At 37.2% G+C, this 18,118-nt stretch carries 15 protein-coding genes; 10 read left to right on the top strand and 5 right to left on the bottom strand.

Annotated elements, in window-relative coordinates; all coding sequences use genetic code 11:
- Window positions 1-312 precede the first annotated feature (312 nt).
- Window positions 313-906: a DUF1802 family protein gene (locus PN497_RS17880; RefSeq protein WP_096567621.1), complete on the bottom strand. Its 594-nt coding sequence runs from the start codon at window positions 904-906 to the stop codon at window positions 313-315.
- A 151-nt stretch (window positions 907-1,057) separates the two neighbouring features.
- On the opposite strand from PN497_RS17880, the gene PN497_RS17875 reads away from it, so the two are divergent.
- On the top strand, window positions 1,058-2,017 hold the full coding sequence (locus tag PN497_RS17875; protein WP_096567623.1) for an aldo/keto reductase: 960 nt from the start codon (window positions 1,058-1,060) through the stop codon (window positions 2,015-2,017).
- Between the two features lie 815 nt (window positions 2,018-2,832).
- On the opposite strand, the gene PN497_RS17870 is transcribed toward PN497_RS17875, so the two are convergent.
- Window positions 2,833-3,747: an alpha/beta fold hydrolase gene (locus tag PN497_RS17870; RefSeq protein ID WP_096567625.1), complete on the bottom strand. Its 915-nt coding sequence runs from the start codon at window positions 3,745-3,747 to the stop codon at window positions 2,833-2,835.
- Between the two features lie 98 nt (window positions 3,748-3,845).
- Complete coding sequence (locus tag PN497_RS17865) at window positions 3,846-4,583, bottom strand: sterol desaturase family protein (RefSeq protein ID WP_096567627.1); 738 nt, start codon at window positions 4,581-4,583, stop codon at window positions 3,846-3,848.
- Window positions 4,584-5,150: 567 nt separating this feature from the next.
- Between PN497_RS17865 and PN497_RS17860 the strand changes: the two genes are divergently transcribed.
- Together PN497_RS17860 and PN497_RS17855 are read left to right on the top strand one after the other, a co-directional pair.
- Window positions 5,151-5,597 carry an Hsp20/alpha crystallin family protein gene (locus PN497_RS17860; RefSeq protein WP_096567629.1) on the top strand — a complete coding sequence of 149 codons (447 nt, stop codon included), beginning with the start codon at window positions 5,151-5,153 and terminating at the stop codon, window positions 5,595-5,597.
- Window positions 5,598-5,961: 364 nt separating this feature from the next.
- Window positions 5,962-6,858 carry a shikimate dehydrogenase gene (locus PN497_RS17855; RefSeq protein ID WP_096572659.1) on the top strand — a complete coding sequence of 299 codons (897 nt, stop codon included), beginning with the start codon at window positions 5,962-5,964 and terminating at the stop codon, window positions 6,856-6,858.
- 150 nt (window positions 6,859-7,008) lie between these two features.
- Here PN497_RS17855 and PN497_RS17850 read toward each other — a convergent pair whose 3' ends face one another.
- Window positions 7,009-9,045, bottom strand: coding sequence for a hypothetical protein (locus tag PN497_RS17850; protein WP_096567631.1), 2,037 nt, complete (start codon window positions 9,043-9,045; stop codon window positions 7,009-7,011).
- A 588-nt stretch (window positions 9,046-9,633) separates the two neighbouring features.
- Here PN497_RS17850 and PN497_RS17845 point away from each other — a divergent pair.
- The 3 genes from PN497_RS17845 (at window position 9,634) to PN497_RS17835 (ending at window position 12,346) form a co-directional block, all read left to right on the top strand.
- Window positions 9,634-10,851 carry a succinate--CoA ligase subunit beta gene (locus tag PN497_RS17845; RefSeq protein ID WP_096567635.1) on the top strand — a complete coding sequence of 406 codons (1,218 nt, stop codon included), beginning with the start codon at window positions 9,634-9,636 and terminating at the stop codon, window positions 10,849-10,851.
- A 121-nt stretch (window positions 10,852-10,972) separates the two neighbouring features.
- Window positions 10,973-11,857: a succinate--CoA ligase subunit alpha gene (locus PN497_RS17840; protein ID WP_096567637.1), complete on the top strand. Its 885-nt coding sequence runs from the start codon at window positions 10,973-10,975 to the stop codon at window positions 11,855-11,857.
- 33 nt (window positions 11,858-11,890) lie between these two features.
- The gene (locus PN497_RS17835) at window positions 11,891-12,346 is read left to right on the top strand and encodes a DUF29 domain-containing protein (RefSeq protein ID WP_096567639.1); all 456 of its coding nucleotides are present in this window, start codon (window positions 11,891-11,893) and stop codon (window positions 12,344-12,346) included.
- Window positions 12,347-12,626: 280 nt separating this feature from the next.
- On the opposite strand, the gene PN497_RS17830 is transcribed toward PN497_RS17835, so the two are convergent.
- A complete protein-coding gene (locus tag PN497_RS17830) occupies window positions 12,627-14,459 on the bottom strand; it encodes a tetratricopeptide repeat protein (RefSeq protein WP_096567641.1) in 1,833 nt (610 codons plus the stop codon).
- 256 nt (window positions 14,460-14,715) lie between these two features.
- Between PN497_RS17830 and PN497_RS17825 the strand changes: the two genes are divergently transcribed.
- The 4 genes from PN497_RS17825 to PN497_RS17810 form a co-directional block, all read left to right on the top strand.
- Entirely contained in the window at window positions 14,716-15,741 is a 1,026-nt protein-coding gene (locus PN497_RS17825) for an ABC transporter ATP-binding protein (protein ID WP_096567643.1), read from the top strand.
- Between the two features lies 1 nt (window position 15,742).
- A complete protein-coding gene (locus PN497_RS17820) occupies window positions 15,743-16,555 on the top strand; it encodes an ABC transporter permease (protein ID WP_096567646.1) in 813 nt (270 codons plus the stop codon).
- A 21-nt stretch (window positions 16,556-16,576) separates the two neighbouring features.
- Window positions 16,577-16,702, top strand: coding sequence for a hypothetical protein (locus PN497_RS17815; RefSeq protein ID WP_272110740.1), 126 nt, complete (start codon window positions 16,577-16,579; stop codon window positions 16,700-16,702).
- The coding region (locus PN497_RS17810; protein WP_272110739.1) for a GldG family protein at window positions 16,702-18,118 on the top strand (1,417 nt) is incomplete at its 3' end. The genes PN497_RS17815 and PN497_RS17810, both read left to right, overlap by 1 nt.

The raw sequence follows: 18,118 nt of genomic DNA, 5'->3' as shown, positions 1-18,118 counted from the left end.
TCCTAAAAATCAAAACTCCCACCAAAAACCCACATCCTAAAAATCCTCTAATCCTGGATATCCTGATTCAGACAAAATCCAAAATCCTCAAAATCACCACATCCTAAAAATCAAAACTCCCACCAAAAAACCCACATTCTAAAAATCCTCTAATCCTGGATATCCTGATTCAGACAAAATCCAAAATCCTCAAAATCACCACATCCTAAAAATCAAAACTCCCACCAAAAAACCCACATCCTGTAAATCCTTAAATCCTGAAAATCCTGATTCAGACAAAATCACCACATCCTGTAAATCATTAACTCCTACCTATAAAGATGTAGCATACAAATGATCGCCAATAATCCCACGAATAGTTTTAACTAACTTACCATAAACATCATCTGATAAAACCGCTTTTGAACCTTCTAACCGCACTTGTTGATTTAAATCAATCCAAGATTTACAACCACCATATTCAGGCAAATAAGGAATATACTGCACTTGGGGTAGTTTATAAGTTCGTAATAACAGAATATATAAAGGTTGACGTGCTTTCCATTTCAGGCGATCGCTAATAAAATACTCGTTCCAAATATGAAAAGGCAATAATTTACTCACAATAGACTCATCCGCTACAGGTAAAATATCCGTAATTTCCGCCCAACTACCAATGCGAGTTGTTTCTGGATGCCATCCTGATGTAACGGGATAAACCAAATCAGCATATTCAGCTTTGAGCATAAAAGATTGTTGATGCTCGTAAGTAGGATGCAGTAAAACCTGTGGATATGCAACAGTAAAGCGTCCTCCCCGTTCATGAATACCACCTTTACGTAGTAACATAATTGTTTGTCCACTTTCTAAAGCATTTACAGCTACGGACCATTCTTTGAGAGCGTGAAAAGTGGTAGTCAGTTCCATGAGCGTCTTTTATTAGGTGATAGGTGATAGGTGATAGGTGACAGGTTACAGGTAATAGGTTAAAAGTTTAATGGTTTCCTCATCAATATCACCTTTTGTCAGAAATTAGAGCAAAATTACAGCAAAATTACAGCAAAATTACAGCAAAACTATGGAAAAACGCACACTGGGTACATCCACCGTTAAAATCACACCCATTTTAATGGGAACTTGGCAAGCAGGGAAAAGAATGTGGGTGGGAATAGAAGATGCAGATTCAATTAAAACCATTCGCGCTGCTTATGAAGCGGGAATAACAACTATAGATACTGCTGAAATTTATGGTGATGGACATTCTGAACAGATTGTAGCCCAAGCTTTGTCCGATGTACGCGATCGCGTGGAATATGCTACTAAAGTTTTTTCCAATCATCTCAAATATCAACAAGTGATAGAAGCTTGTGAACGTTCCCTGAAAAATCTCCAAACTGATTATATCGACCTTTATCAAATTCATTGGCCATCTGGTTCTTTTAAAAGTGAAATCGTTTCCATAGAGGAAACCATGAGTGCCTTAAATGACTTAAAAGAACAAGGTAAAATTCGCGCCATCGGTGTTTCTAACTTTTCCCGTGAACAACTAGCAGAAGCCGTTCAATATGGCAGAATTGATAGTTTACAACCAGCTTACTCCCTTTTTTGGCGCAATGTAGAAACCGATGCCATGCCTTATTGTGTAGAAAATAATATTTCAATTTTGGCTTATTCACCCTTAGCACAAGGATTGTTAACTGGTAAATTTGCCCCAGGACATAAATTTGATCCAGAAGATAACCGATCGCAAAATAAGTTATTTCAAGGAGAGAATTTTGAACGCGCTCAACAAGCCTTAGAAAAACTTAGACCAGTAGCCGAAAAACATAATTGTAGTTTAGCGCAGTTAGCATTAGCCTGGTTAATAGCCCAACCCCAAAGTAATGCGATCGCTGGTGCAAGATATCCCCAACAAGCACAAGATAACGCCAAAGCCGCAGAAGTCAAACTTTCTGCTGAAGAAATAGCCCAAATAGACAATATTGGCCGCATTGTAACCAGCCATTTTGACAATACCGGAATTATGTGGGAATGGTGATAGTTGATAGTTGATAGTTGATAGTTGATAGTTGATAGTTGATAGTTGATAGTTGATTGGGAAACATCAAATTGATTACCCAGTCACCTGTCACCTGTCACCTGTCACCTGTCACCTGTCACCTGTCACCTACTCCCAATATTGCTAAATGAAACAAAACATCAACTTTCGTAAACAAGTCATTGCATCAGAAAAAAAGAATGCTAGATTATATTCATAAGTTCAGAAGGACACAGAACAAGAACAACCAACCCTATCGGGCAATGACATAAGTGTCCCCCGTCAAAAGCCCAAACAAGTTTTAGGATTTACAACTTAAAGTGGCATTCCGACTATTATCTATAGTTGCGCCAAATCCCTAAGCGGAAAAACAGGAAAATGCTAAACTTGTGAGATTGTCCACCCCTAGTTATTGAATTTCAATCACTTACTTAATCCCAAAAATTTGAAACTAATCAATTCGCTAGAACCTGGTCAACCCTGATCAGGTTTTTAGGTTTTTATCAATTGACAATTGACAATGGACAATTGACAATTAACTTTCCCTAGAACGTCGATTCAGTAATGCTAGGTAATCTGTTTTTACCTTGTAGGGGCGAAGCATTCGGGTCATAACCTATCGCTGAAACCAGTTCATATTCTGTCCGAATCCTTCGCCCTTACGATTAATGAATCGGTGTTCTAGAAGGAAGAGGATTGAATGGAAAAATGGCAAGCTTTTATCTTTTTCCCCATAAAAAAGGGGAAGCTTTAAACCCTGAATGAATCAATTATCAATTGTCAATTATCAATTGTCAATTGTCAATTATCAATTATCAATTAGTAATAGATAAAACCCAATCGCGGAAAAGAGGGTTTATTTGATCAGGTGCTTCATCATGGGGACAATGACCAGCATTGATAAAATATTCTGTTAATTGGGGATAATATTCATGGAACTTTTGGGAACGTTCCCGCGCTTTCATCCAAGGATCAGCTTCACCCCATAACAATAATAAAGGACAAGTTAATTGCTTGAGTAAAACATCAACTTTTTCCCCTTGGGGAGTGCTAAAAACAGACACAAAAACATCTAAAGCACCTGGATCATAAGCTGGACGTTGAATTTCTGTAACTAATTGATTAGTAATTGCAGTTTTATCTAAATAAACCTTTTCTAAAGTACGACGAATTACCCAACGTTGACGCACATATTGAAATAATAAAGCCTGAAATAAACGTTGTTTAAAAGTCCATTTGACAGTGTTACCAATTAATTTCTGTAAGGGATTTTGTGCAGGTTGCATTTGCACTTGTTCCCCTTCCGTTTGCGAAAATGGACCTGCACTATTAAGTAATACTACCCCCGCAACCAAATCAGGATATTTTGCACCCACACATAAACAAGCATAACCACCAAGAGAGTTACCCGCTACAACTGTTTTTTCACCAATGACTTCACTAATAAAATCTCGCAGTTGTTCACGCCATAAATCCCCACTATACTGTAATTTCGGTTTTGCTGAACGTCCAAACCCTAAAAGATCAATAGCAAATACTTGAAAATCTGCACAAAGTCCAGTAATATTTTTACGCCAGTGATCAGTAGAAGCACCAAAGCCATGTACTAAAAGCAAAGAGGGGCGCTGGGGTTGTTTTTTTCCCGCTTGTACATAGTATACATTGTGTCCTCGCCATTGCCAGTATTTTCCGGAAATTGGATTTGTAGAGGGTGCTATATTTGTCTGCATTATCTAAATTAAAGTTAAGTGTTTTTTGATGTATTTATTTTCATTTTACTGTATAAAATAAAAATTTCTACAGTTTTTACGTATTATATTATATAATACTAATTATTCATCACATCTGTTTTCATCAACTTATCCCAAAAGCGAAAATAAAGACCATAATTGCAATTGAACTTGTGATGATGCAAAGTGTGATGGGTAGGTGTAATCCAATATTGATTCCAAAAACCGCGCATCCAGGAACTTGGGTAAACCTCATAACCTGTGTGATTAATCACGCCAAATAAAGTCATCAATATCAATAACAAAACTACCATACTAATGTGAATGGGAATGATCAAAAGCAAAATCGGAATAATAATTGCTTGAATTATGCTCTCAAATGGATCAAAGCAAAAGGAAGTCCAGGGTGTTGGGTTAATAGATTCATGATGGACCTTATGAAACCGCCGATACATTTTAGGGTTATGTAGCCAGAAATGTGTCCAATAAAAATAAGTGTCGTGCAAAAACAAATATATAAACAGGCTTAAAGGTAAATATAACCACCCATATCCTAGAGGATCAAAATAAACTTTGGTATGTCCAGTTTCTATGATTTTCATCGTCAAAGCAACTAAGGGTGAAAAAATAAGACAGGATAAAATTGACCATTTAATTTCAGTGGAGATTTTGTTTTTGCGTCTATTGATATCTTGAAGACGACGATTTTCCCAAGACTTTGGTCTGCGAATCCACAGCAACCAATATAACAAGAAAGATACAATCAGGTATCGCAGGGAAAGAGAAAAAAATATGACTAAAGTCAAAATGCTAAATTCCGTAATTATAGGTAGCATGGTGTTAAAACGTATAAATTTATGTGTTTTAATTTTTGATTTATTTCGTAATCATTCAATAAAATTGTATGCACCTGTATAATATATCATGTATGATAATTAACAGTCAATTTATTTATTTATTTACTTACTTATTTAAACAATTAATAAACTAATTAAGCTCACAGCAATACGGTTCGGTTAACGAGACTGACGTATTGTAAATATTGGATATCCCCCATTATCCCCCTGAAAAAAGGGGAAACAAACGGATTTTTAGGCATTCTTTGAATGGGAGGTTGGGGGGATTAAAACCTTAACTGACAATTAATGGAAAAGTATTGAGGTGAATTTTTGATCAAAGCTACCCATCTGGTTAATTTTAAATTGATATTTGTCGTGTAAACCGAACCAGAAATATTCGCGTAAACCGAAAATATTTATAATCGAAAATATCGGTTCGGTAATCATCATTTAATAAGTGATAAAAACCGGATTTACATTATTTTTGAACCTCACTAAGATAATAATCAAAGAGTTGATAAAAACAACTCAAACAAACAACCAACAATATAGAGGTAAAAGTATATGACAGTTATTCGTTACAACCCCTGGAAAGAAATCGACACCTTAGAACGTCGCGTTAATCTTTTAGTAGAAGGATTTATACCTAATACTTTGAAAGAGTTAACTAATGTCCCGAAAATTCCTGCTGCGGAAATAATTGAAACTGATGATGCAATAATTCTCAAGTTAGAAGTTCCTGGTATGGAAGCTAAAGACTTAGATATTCAAGTTACAGAAGATGCAGTTTCTATTAGCGGTGAACGGAAGTTTCAACACAAAGAAGAAGATAAAGCTAAAACCAAAAGTGAATTTTATTATGGTCAATTTCAGCGTGTAATTCCTCTACCTGTACCTATTCAAAATACCAAAGTTACCGCCGATTATAAAGATGGTATTTTGCATCTGAATTTACCCAAATTGGTGGAAGAAAAGAACAAAGTTGTGAAAATAAACTTGGGTGAAAATTAAGATTTAGGTAAGGATTCAGTAGGGGTTTAGCAGTGCTAAACCCGTACAGGAGTCAACATATTTTAGGACTTGACTTACGCAAGATTGAACTCAAAACCTGATTTTTGCGTAGGGGTAATTCATGAATTACCCTTACTTTTGTATTGACTATTTCATCATCGGTGATGAAGTGGAAGTGTCAAGTGTTGTTTGGGTTGATGTATTAATTTAATCTCATTTAATCTCATTTAATATCTGGCATTTAGCCTGGTTGTTTAATGCAACCGGGTTATTTTTTTGGGGAAGTTACCAAAAATAAGTTACCAAAAATAAGTTACCAAAAATAAGTATAATTGCAATACGTTTTTTAAAAAACATGATGTTTATGAATCAGCAAGAGAATAATTATCTTCAGAAAATCACTGGAAAAACTAAACTTTTGGGAGTTATTGGCCATCCTGTAGAACATTCCCTGTCACCAATGATGCACAATGCAGCTTTGAGTAAATTAGGGTTAGATTATGTTTATTTACCTTTTCCTATTGCACCAGAAAATTTAGAAATTGCGATCGCTGGTTTTGCAGCTATTGGTGTTGTCGGTTTTAGTGTAACAATTCCCCATAAACAGGCAATAATACCTTTATTATCAGAAATTTACCCCATCGCTCAATCTATAGGTGCAGTTAATACCGTCACTCGTCAAGGTGACATTTGGGTAGGAACAAATACCGATGTAGAAGGGTTTATCGCACCTTTACAAACCACCTATCATCAAGATTGGAGTCAGAAAACCGCAGTAATTTTAGGAAATGGTGGCGCTGCGAGGGCGGTTGTTGCTGGTTGTATTCAACTAGGGTTTTCAGAAATTCATATAGTAGGAAGGAACATATATAAGTTAAAAGCATTTCATGAAAGTTGGCAAAATTCACCCTTTGCAGATAAATTTCAAGTTCATACTTGGGAAGAATTACCAAATTTAATTCCCCAAGCTAATTTGTTAGTAAATACTACTCCCATCGGGATGTATCCTCATGTCAATGAATCTCCTTTAAGTGCAGAGGAAATGGTTAAATTACCTTCAGGTGCAATTGCTTATGATTTAATTTACATTCCCAAACCAACAAAATTTTTACAAATAGCAGAAAAACAAGGTGCAATTCCCATTGATGGTTTAGAAATGCTAGTTCAACAAGGTGCAGCAGCATTAAAAATCTGGTTACAAAATGAAGAAATTCCTGTAACCGAAATGCGCCAAGCTTTACAAAATTATTTGGGTTTTTAGGGATGGGTAATTGGTAATTGGTAATTCAATTTTGGATTTTGGATTTTGGATTTTGGATTGTTTTTGTCAATTCCAATCTAAAATCTAAAATCTAAAATCTAAAATTTTCTTCCCCAGTCACCAGTCACCAGTCACCAGTCACCAGTCCCCCTATTGTGGATTCTTCATATACCTTTCTTCTCCCTGGGAATTGTAGAGAAATAGGGGGAGGTTGGCATTTTCACTGATGACTCCTAAAGCCTGTTGCAAAGTTTGGAAGTGATTTTGTATATCAGGAGTAGGAGTTTGCAGTCTTCGGTCATACTCCGGGGTTAAACGGACAATAATACGTCCTTTGGGTTGTTCTTCAATTGTGAAAGTGCATAAACGTATGCCACTGAGGCAGGTTTTGCTTAAATCAGCCTGACTTTGTGCCAAGTTACCATAGAGTTGCTGTTTTTCCAGTGTCTGTCCTAAACTAGTAGAATAGGTTTGAATGAGCGACTGTGCTTGATTATAGATGGAACTATCTTGAGAAACCTGTTTAGCCGTCTGTATAGCTTGTTGCCAAGATGCTATTGCTTGTGTCCATTGATTTTTCGCCTCGAATACTTTAGCTTGATTTGCAAAGTTGGTAGCTTGTTGAAAAGTGGAGGCTGCTGCTATTTCTCTGGTAGCGCGGTTGCGTGCCAATATGAGTTTTGGTTGATATTCCGCTAACAGTTTTTTGGCTTCTTCATTTGCTGTGCTGGTGGCGGGAATACTTTTCAAATCATTAATTACTTGTTGCCAAGCAAATTGTACTCTTTGCCAATCATTACCGGATTTAGCAGTAGCTTGACGCTGGTTGGCTGAATTAGCTACAGTTTTGGCTGTGGTAAGTTTTTTCTGCCATGATTCTTCATTCTGTAACTTCTGATTGATCGCTTTTAAATTGCTGTGATATTTGGGTAATTTTGCCTGCACCAAACTATGTAGTTCATGACTAGGTTTAATAGCTTCCAGTGGTATAATTGCTTGTCTCCATAAAATTTGTCTGCTGCGAAGTTCATCTAAGCTAGTTGCGGGAGTTTGAATTTTTTGCTCTGCGGCGGCGGCGGCTTGTAAAGCTTTGATTACTAAGTTAATTTTTGTTAATTGGTTAGAAAAACTGGCAGCTAGTTCCTGCGCTTGCTGATAACGTGGAGACCATTGGGGAATTACTTTGAGATCAGAAATAACTTTATCCAGCTGCTGTTGTAATGCTATTAGTTCTTGTGTAGATTTAGCTGTACGGATTGATTGCTGAGAGTTGCTTTTTAACTGATCGGCTGTTTGTAATTCTTTGCATTCACCAATCACACAAGCACGATTCAGAAAAAAAGCACCGCCTCCACAAATGACAGTCACTCCCAAGACTCCTCCTAAGAGGATGGGTAAAGGTGGGAGTGGTAATGATGTCGGCTGTCTTTTGCGTTTTGCTAGGCTTTCTGTCCCTGCAAATGGGTCAAATTTTTCTTCTTCGGCTAACTCATTCTCACTCTCATTGAACAATGAGCTATTTGAGCTAAATGTAGCATCCGAGTTAAATAATGCCTCTGATCTTAGTATGGTATCTGAATTTAATGAATTATCTGAGCCAAATGAAAGATCGGAACTAAAGGTAGAATCAGAAATATTTTCTTCGGTTCGAGAACTCAATGGATGATCAAAGATATGGTTCTCTGTTAGTGAAGCAAATGGATGATCCGCGATATGATCATCTTTTAGTAAACTAAATGGATGATCCGATATATGAACATCGGTTACAGGAGATGAGAGATCAGGAATTTCCAGTGGGGGAAAAGTTAGCTGGTTTTTAGCAGCACCGTTATTAAAGCCATTGCTTGTTTCCAGGGACGTAATTTGCTGGTCTTTCTGTATTTTCTTAGCCTTGATAGTGATTGAATGTTTAGCATAGGGTAGTTTTTCTCCTGAAACCCTGACATAAAATTGCACCCTTTGATCATGATATTGAGATTGCCACTGGAGCGATTCCTCAAGGATGGCAAAGATTTTTTGGCTATCAACTGCTATACCTGGAGGGTGCTGAGTTAAAATCATCAGTGCGTCTTTCTGGACAGCGCATCTCACCTGGAGAACTGGGACAGATGGAAGTTCTACCAGTAGTTTTTCCTGTAAAATACTGGTTAAATGCTGGATATCTTCTTTTGGGAATTTATCTTTCATAATGTCTACTGCTAATGTTGTATATAGTTTTATAGTTTTTATTATCTTGGAGTAGATGAAATAAAGTTCTGGTCTTTGTCACATTCAGAATAGATGGTTTTACTAACTGTTTGACAAAACCCAATCATATACTGGTGTTTTAATATATAAGTATTTGATTTTCTCAAGGCTGAACCTTGGTTTCCTGTCCCAGAGAACTAGTTTTTAACACAAAGTTCCATCTTTTACCAGAAAGCGAGTGAGCAGCAATGGTTTAGGATTCTGCTTTTTTATACTACTAGATCATAAATTAGACAATACAAATGCGAGTATAAATTATCCAGGAAAAAATATACAAGAAGATCCAAGTAATTTTTTAGACTGGCAAGTTGACCAAGGAGGATCAAAAGGTCTAATCAACCAAATAGCAGCGGTTGGGGTTTGAGAATTGAGTGTACCACTATTACTTATACTTAATTCGATAAAATTGATTCTTGCCAAATCAATTTTCTAGCAAACCGAAGCGTGATTATATAAATAAAGTGCTGTGCAAACGATGAGACAGCAATAAAAATTAGATTTGAAATTGTTAATACAAGGTGTGTACCAATGGATTTATTGGAGTACCAAGTTAAAGAATGGTTTGATAAGATGGGCATTCCTGTTTTACCATCTCAACGAATTGACCATCCTACAGATTTAAAACGTTTAAAAATTAGCTATCCGATTGTACTCAAATCGCAAGTACACGCAGATGAACGGGCTAAAGCTGGTGGAGTCAGAATTGTGGAAACCACCATTGATGCGATCGCAGCTGCCCAAAATATCTTTAATTTACCAATTTGGGGAGAATTGCCAGAGGTTTTACTGGCAGAAACTAAGTATGATGCCAAGGATGAATTTTATCTGGCCGTGGTTTTAGATACCGCTATCTGTCGTCCAGTGCTTTTAGGTTGCAAAGAACCAGATATTGATTGGGAATCTCCAGGGGAGAAAATGCAATATGTGGTGGTAGAACAGGAATTTTCGCCATTTTATGCCAGAAGACTGGGTTTGAAAATGGGCTTACAGGGTGCGCTGATGCAGTCGGTAAGTGATATTGTAGAAAAAATGTATAAGTTATTTGTGCAGAAGGACTTAGATTTAGTAGAGATAAATCCTCTAGCTGTTAGTGTTTCTGGGCAAGTTATGGCACTCAATGGTAAAGTTAGAGTTAATGAAAGAGCAATTAACCGACATCCAGAAATAGCCAAAATGGCGGCAAAAATGATTGGCCGTCATAAAAATAGCAAGATCAACAGTATCTTGGGTAATTGGGATGGGTTAGAAATACACGGCAAAATAGGTATATTGGGCAATGGTACGGGTTCGGTGTTGACAACCTTGGATGCAGTTTTTAATGCGGGTGGTAAACCAGGTGTATCTTTAAATTTACGACATTCTTTCTTGACTGATACTGAACCGACGACATTTTGCGATCGCCTGGAAAGTGGTTTAAAAATGTTGGCTGCTGATAAAAGCATTCAAGTGATTCTGATTAACTTTTTGGGTTCTATTCCTCAAGTTTCTCAGATGCCAGAAGTAATTGCTAATTTTATCCAACTAGATCCAAAAGAACTCAAATCTTATACGTCTAACGGAAGTAAATATAAACCGAAAAACTTACCCAGGTTGGTTGTCCGTCTTGCTGGTTTTGATTTTGATCAAGCTAGGAAATATTTAGCTCAACTCAAAGCTGAAACTGAGAGGCTGATAGTAGTAGAAAATTTAGATGAGGCTGTTCAACAAGCAGTCCGTCTAGCTAAGTTACCAGCTTACAAGAAGTAGTAACAGGTGACAGGTAACAAAGCAATTAAAAATTAAAAATTAAAAATTTCTCTTTTCCTGTTCCCTGTTCCCTGTTCCCAATTCCCAATTCCCAATTCCCAATTCCCAATAACTAAATTTTATGAACTTAAAACCAGACAGTAAAGTTTTAATTCAGGGTTTTTGTGAATTTATATCAGCAACTCATATTGCTCAAATGAAGGCTTATGGCACTAATTTAGTAGCTGGTGTTGATCCTGGATGTGGTGGAAAGAAAATCTACAGTTTGCCAGTTTTTGACTTAGTAGAGGAAGCTATCTCAAAATTTGGACAAATTGATACAACCATTATTTGTGTCCATCCTTATCAAGTTTTGGATGCAGCTTTAGAAGCGATCGCCTCTAATATTAGACAGATAATTATTATTTCTGCTGGTGTACCACCTTTAGATATGGTGAAATTACTCCGCACTACAGAAAGTCATGAAATTTTGCTAGTAGGTCCTAACAGTCCAGGAATTATTGTTCCTGGTAAAATTCTCTTAGGCACTCAACCTAGTGAATTTTACACCCCTGGATCTGTGGGAATTGTTAGCCGTAGTAGTACCCTGACTTATGAGGTAGCCTGGGAATTAACCAAAGCTGGTTTAGGTCAGTCGATTAGTGTCAGTATTGGTAGTGATGCTATTGTCGGTTCTTCCTTTTCTCAATGGTTGCAAATTCTGGATGAGGAAGAAACTACAGAAGCAATAGTTGTAGTCGGCCAACCAGGGGGAGAAAGTGAAGAAAATGCTGCAAGATACATTGCTGAAGCTATTGATAAACCAGTCATTGCTTATATTGCAGGTAGACACGCACCGCCAAACAAATATTGGCATCAAACAGGAAATATAGCAACCGTTGTGAAACGTGATCCCAATTTTGGCACGACTCAAAGTAAATTAGCGGCTTTCCAAGCTGCACAAGTTCCTGTGGCTGAATATCCTGCTCAAATTCCTCAGTTATTGAAGAAGGTAATACATAATTGAAAGTATAAGAAGCAAATTAGGTAGAGATCAGCAATGAAAATCACAGATGATTTAGCATCTCTTTATGAGATTGAATATGATCAATGGTTAGAACAAACGATTAAATTTTTAAAACAAAACCAATGGGAAAAATTAGACAAGGATCATTTAATTGAGGAATTAGAAGAATTGAGTCGGCGAGAAAAGAAAACATTAGAAAGATTCCTTGAACAAATTATCAGACATTTACTGCTACTGCAATATTGGCATAATGAATATGATTATAATGCTAATCATTGGCAAGCAGAAATTTTGAGTTTTAGGACTCAAATCAATGAAGATTTAACCAAAAACTTCAAAAATCATTTACAGGAAAATCAATCCATAATTTATGAAAAAGCACTCAAATATGTAAGACAAAAGACAGGTTATAACATTTCATTTCCAGAAAGTTGTCCTTATACTCTCGAACAATTACTTGATATTAACTGGCTTCCCAAAAATAATTAAAGGATAAGATCCGCAACTTTTTTTAGTTTCATGTTAATGAATTGTCTTTAGACCACAGTAAGGGCGAAGCATTCGGATGATAGTCTTAGGTAAAAACCGATAATTAATTGTCCGAATGCTGATGCTTCCAGCACGCTTCGCGAACGCGCCTACATTGTTGACGCGAAACCTAAATCAAAATGTGGTTTATTTACCTGAAAATAACTGTAAAAATAAAACTCTTGTGGGGTGGGCATCCTGCCCGCCCTGGTGTACCTCATCCAGATGAAATATGGTGTAACTAATATCTTGCTAATAAATCAGGTAAATAATCATAACCGTCTACACCAATAACAGAAATGATCTTAGGGCGGTTTTGTTGCAATAAAACTTGAAATTTATCTTCTCCCAATTGTCTTTTGATTGTGGTTAATAAACCTGCGGGTTGTTGCCATTCTTGAGATGAAATTTGTTCTAATAGATACATTCCCAAACTACCTGTATAAATGGCTTTTTCAAAATTGAGCAGGTTATAATAAGCTTCTGCTAAATAAGCTAAATTTCGACCTTGAATATATAAATCCCCGGAAACTTGGGCAGTTCTAAAACCCAGTTCTAAATATTTGATGGCTTCTTGATATTGAGAAGTAACTAAATAAGCAATTCCCAAACTACTAAAACATAAAGATTGAGTTTGAATATCCCCAATTTTTTCGGCTAATTTTAAACCTTGTTCTAGATAATTAATAGCAGATTCATAAACTTCTGGTTCAGTGTTTTCTAATTGCTGTGCTTGCATTACTTCGCTGTAACCTAAGTTTACCAGGGCGTTAGTTTCTCCGCTTTTATCTCCTGTTTGTCTACTTAATATTAATGCTCTTTGACTATTATTTATTGCTTCAGCATAATTTTTTTCTTGGACATAGGTACGACTGAGGTGGTTAAGATTAGCAATTTCGCAAGTTGTATCTTGAGCATTTCTGGCAATTTCTAAAGCTTGTTGATGGAAATTTATTGAGCGCGGATAATTGCCTAAAGCTCGTTGAGAATAACCTAATAATGTTAAAATTCTGGCTTTTTCTTGTGTTCCTGCTGCCGAACGTAGAGGTTCATCTAAATAATCGAGTGCATCCCGTAAATAACTACCAGAAAAAGAAGCAAAAATTCCACCATAAAGGGGAAAATAGGGACGTTGGGCAAAGGTTCGCAAAATTTGTAACATTATTTGTGAAGCGCCATTACTATATATTATTGATTGATTTTGCCAACCGTTTGCTAGTTGACTCCAAATGATGGCAAAGGTTAAAAATGTGGAAATTGATAATTTTGGACCTGCTTGAATATCATAAGCTTGTTTATCAAACCAACTAACTAAACCTCGTTGTAAGAATTGTAAAACTATTGTTAATTCTACCCAATCACTGAAGCTAAGGTTTTGTTGTTTTTGGGTAAATTCTATTGGAGATTGTTCTATTGCTAAAGTCTGAAAAAATGATTGTGGTATTTCGCTTTTGACTAATTTCGCCCAACTTGCCCAAGGTCCTTTTTCACCAGGTACACCACCAAAACCGAGAGAGGTTTTTTGTTCATACATCCAACTGAGGAGGTTTTCTTGGATGCGTTGCCAAGCGGCGATCGCCTGAGTTATACCTGTGGATATCTGTGTTAAATCTGAGTTAGCTGCACCAAATTGCTGTAAGGATTTGGCTATTTGTTGTAGTTGTGATAAATTTAAGGGATATTTTTGATTGGGATCGGTGTAGCGCAGGAATACGGCTAAACGCTCTTCATTACTAGCAATGGTAATTTCCCGTACTGCTGAAGCTATGATTTCGGTTGCTTTGTTTTGTTCTTGACAGCGTTGCCATTGTGTTTGAATAGTTTTAATTGCTCTTAAACTACGGGTGGCTTTGGCTTTTTTGAGTTCGTCTGTTTCGCTGTCTACTTTTGTTTGGATGGTATTCAAGCGATCGCTCAAAGCTAACTCAAACACTTCTCCCGTACCGGAAGCAATGCTTTGAAGTAACATTTGGTACACTTGTTCTACGGAGCTAATTTTGCCTTTGAGGGTGGTTTCGACTATTTGATCAATTAAAGCCAGGTAGCGATCGCGCAAAGGTAAAGATTCAGACACTTTAGCTAATAGGGAACAGTACAACAATTCTAATTTTATCTAATTTTATAAAACGTAACGTGACTATTTTTAATGGTTTGGGTGACTAGTAAAGGTTCAAACTTAGATCGAGAATGTATATTATGTATTATATTTTTCATAGGTCCCCAATAATGTAGAGAAAATGTCAATATTATTTATGTTGGTAAATGAAATTCCTTCCTAGTATTCCGCGATCGCTAACACATATCACATATATCACACCAATAATATCCCAATGATAGAAGTTGAACATCTGAGTAAAATATATGGTTCTACCGCAGCGATAACCGATGTCACCTTTAACGTAGAACCTGGAGAAATTTTAGGTTTCTTAGGTCCCAACGGTGCGGGTAAAACCACAACCATGCGGATTTTAGCCGGTTATCTGCCAGCGACCAAAGGAACAGCCAAAATAGCCGGGTATGATGTCCATGAAAATTCTTTAGCAGTGCGGCAAAAAATCGGCTATTTACCGGAAACACCGCCTTTATACCCCGAAATGACGGTAGAGGGATTTTTGCACTTTGTAGCTCGAATTAAAGGGGTATCCGCTGGCGATCGCCCCCAAAAAGTGCAAGCTGCTATGAAACGCTGCAACCTCACAGAAAAGCGTAAAGTCATTATTCGCAAGCTTTCCAAAGGTTTTCGCCAAAGAGTGGGAATAGCACAAGCAATAGTCCATGATCCTCCGGCCATTATCCTTGATGAACCCACCGTAGGACTAGACCCCCGGCAAATTATCGACGTGCGAAACTTGATCAAAAGTCTAGCCGGTACACACACCATCATCCTCTCTACCCATATTCTCCCAGAAGTGAGCATGACCTGTAGCCGCGTAGCCATCATCAACCGTGGTAAAGTCGTAGCTACCAACACCCCAGAAAATTTAATGACACAGTTAACCGGAGGTTCGGGTTATGAGTTAGAAATTTCTGGAGAAGTTACCCTAGCAAAACAGGTATTACAAAATGTAAAGGACGTGATTTTGGTAGAATCAATGCCGATAAGTCATGATCATCGTCCCCTACTGCGTGTTATATCTCAACCAGGCACAGAACCAGGAAAGGATATTGCAGCCGCATTAATTCGGGGAGGATTTAATTTATATGAAATGCGGCGGGTTAGTGCTAGTTTAGAAGATGTATTTTTACAACTAACAACCGAAGAGAAAAATTTACTTCCCCCAGCAAAAGAAACACCAGAAACTATACCAGAAACTATACTAAAAAACTCACCAGAAACAGAAGGAGAAAACGCATAACATGGGTATCATCATCGCTAATATAATTGCCATTTATCGCCGAGAATTACAAAGTTATTTTGTATCACCCTTAGCTTATGGTATAGCTGGCATCTTTTGGTTTATTTCTGGCTTATTTTTGGTGATGATTTTAATAGGTCCAGGGGGAATTTTGCCCACAGTTGCAGATTTAGATATCCAAGGACAACAATTAGGAGTACCCGTTCCGCCCATAGATGTACCCTATGAATTTATCCGGGCATTTTTAGATAGAATCAGTTGGTTATTATTGTTTATTTTACCCATACTTTCAATGGGACTTTATGCGGAAGAACGCAAACGGGGAACATTAGAATTATTAGCCACATCACCAGTTACTAACTGGGCTGTAGCCGTAGGTAAATTATTAGGAGTTTTAACATTTTTTATGACAATGGTATTACCGTTACTCGGATTTGAAACCCTAGCCATTAGCGGTTCTAATCCTGCCATGTCTCCAGTTATTCCTATTCTTGGTCATGTAGGATTAATATTATTAGCAGCAGCAATTTTATCATTAGGAATGTTCATTTCCTCCTTAACAGACAGCACACTGTTATCAGCTGTCCTTACCTTTTTTGTGGTTATATTACTATTATTAATAGATTCCATATCCAAAGCTATACCCGGTCCGGTGGGAGACAGTTTAGCTCATCTATCCCTACTCAAACATTACAACACATTAATTCAAGGAATTTTTGATAGTAGCGCCTTAATTTTATTTGTTAGTTACATTATTTTAGGAATTTTCCTCACCGCCCAATCAATAGATGCACTGCGTTTTCAACGTCAATAGTTAGGAGGTGACAGGTGACAGGTGACAGGTGACAGTAAAGAAGTTTGTACCAATTACCCATTACCAATCACCAATCACCAATCACCAGTCACCAGTCACCAATCACCAATCACCAATCACCAATCACCAATCACCAATCACCAATAATGAAAAAAATACCTAAAAAAAATTTCGCTAACCTACTATTTTTGTTGGGTCCATTCTTATTAACTCTGGGTTTAACAGTCGGGTTAATTTCAGATACATGGGGTATATTACCTCTAGTATTTATCATAGCAGGTCTTTTGATTTGCATTGTTTGGGTATTTTTCCAAGCCCAAAAAAATCAATTTTGGAAACAACGTTCTACCGTATCTACAACTAACGCCTTAGTGGCAACTTTGGCAGTATTAACAATATTAGGATTAATCAATTTTTTAGGTACACGGTATCAGTTAAGATTAGATTTAACAGAAACTCAATTATTTACCCTCGCACCCCAATCTAAAGAATTACTGCGTACCTTACCCAAACCTGCAAAAGTCTGGTTATTTACCAGAGAACAAAATTTGCAAGATGAACAATTACTAGAAAATTATCGTCGTCAAACTCCTAAGTTTAACTTTGAATATATCGACCCTCAAACCAGACCAGGACTAGCAGAAAAATTTGGTGTGAAAGCTTTTGGCGAAGTTTATCTAGAATTTGATAATAAGCGCCAATTAGTACAAACTGTCAATGAATATGAACGTCTATCAGAAGTAAGATTAACTAGCCGTTTACAACAAATAACTAGTAACAATACCGCTAAAGTTTACTTTCTGCAAGGTCACGGTGAACTAGAATTTACAGATGCTAAAAATGCTATTTCTCAAGCTATTCAAGGATTAGCAGACAAAAATTTTACAGCTTTACCTCTGAGTTTAACAGAACAAACTACAGTCCCTGAAGATGCTGCTGTTGTTGTCGTCGCTGGTCCAAAACGAGAGTTATTAGCAGGTGAAGTTACAGCTTTAGAAGATTATCTCAATCGTGGCGGTAATTTAATGTTAATGGTTGACCCTAATACTGACCCAAAAATTGATGACTTATTGCAAGATTGGGGTGTAAAATTAGATAATCGTTTAGCTGTTGATGTTTCTGGAACAACTTTAGGACTAGGACCTGCTGCACCTGCTGTTACAGAGTATGGACAACATCCCATCACTAAAGATTTTGGTAATGGTATTTCTTTCTATCCCCTCGCACGTCCTATTCTCATTGAACCAATTCCTGAGATTCAATCTACTCCTTTACTCAGAACTAAATCATATCCTAATAGTTGGGCAGAAAGTGACCAACAAAACGAAAATTTAGAGTTTAATGAAGGTCAAGATTTAAAAGGTCCTTTAACTTTAGGTGTAGCATTAACTAGAAAGCTATCATCCCCATCTCCCACATCTACCCCATCTCCCACCGCTTCCCCATTTCCCACATCTACCCCCACACCTACCGCTTCCCCATCTCCCACACCTACCCCCACACCTACCGCTTCCCCATCTCCCACACCTACCCCCACACCTACCGCTTCCCCATCTCCCACAC

The sequence above is a fragment of the Sphaerospermopsis kisseleviana CS-549 genome, assembly GCF_028329225.1.
In the GTDB taxonomy this organism is placed as follows: domain Bacteria; phylum Cyanobacteriota; class Cyanobacteriia; order Cyanobacteriales; family Nostocaceae; genus Sphaerospermopsis; species Sphaerospermopsis kisseleviana.
This window is presented reverse-complemented; position numbering and strand designations above follow the sequence as displayed.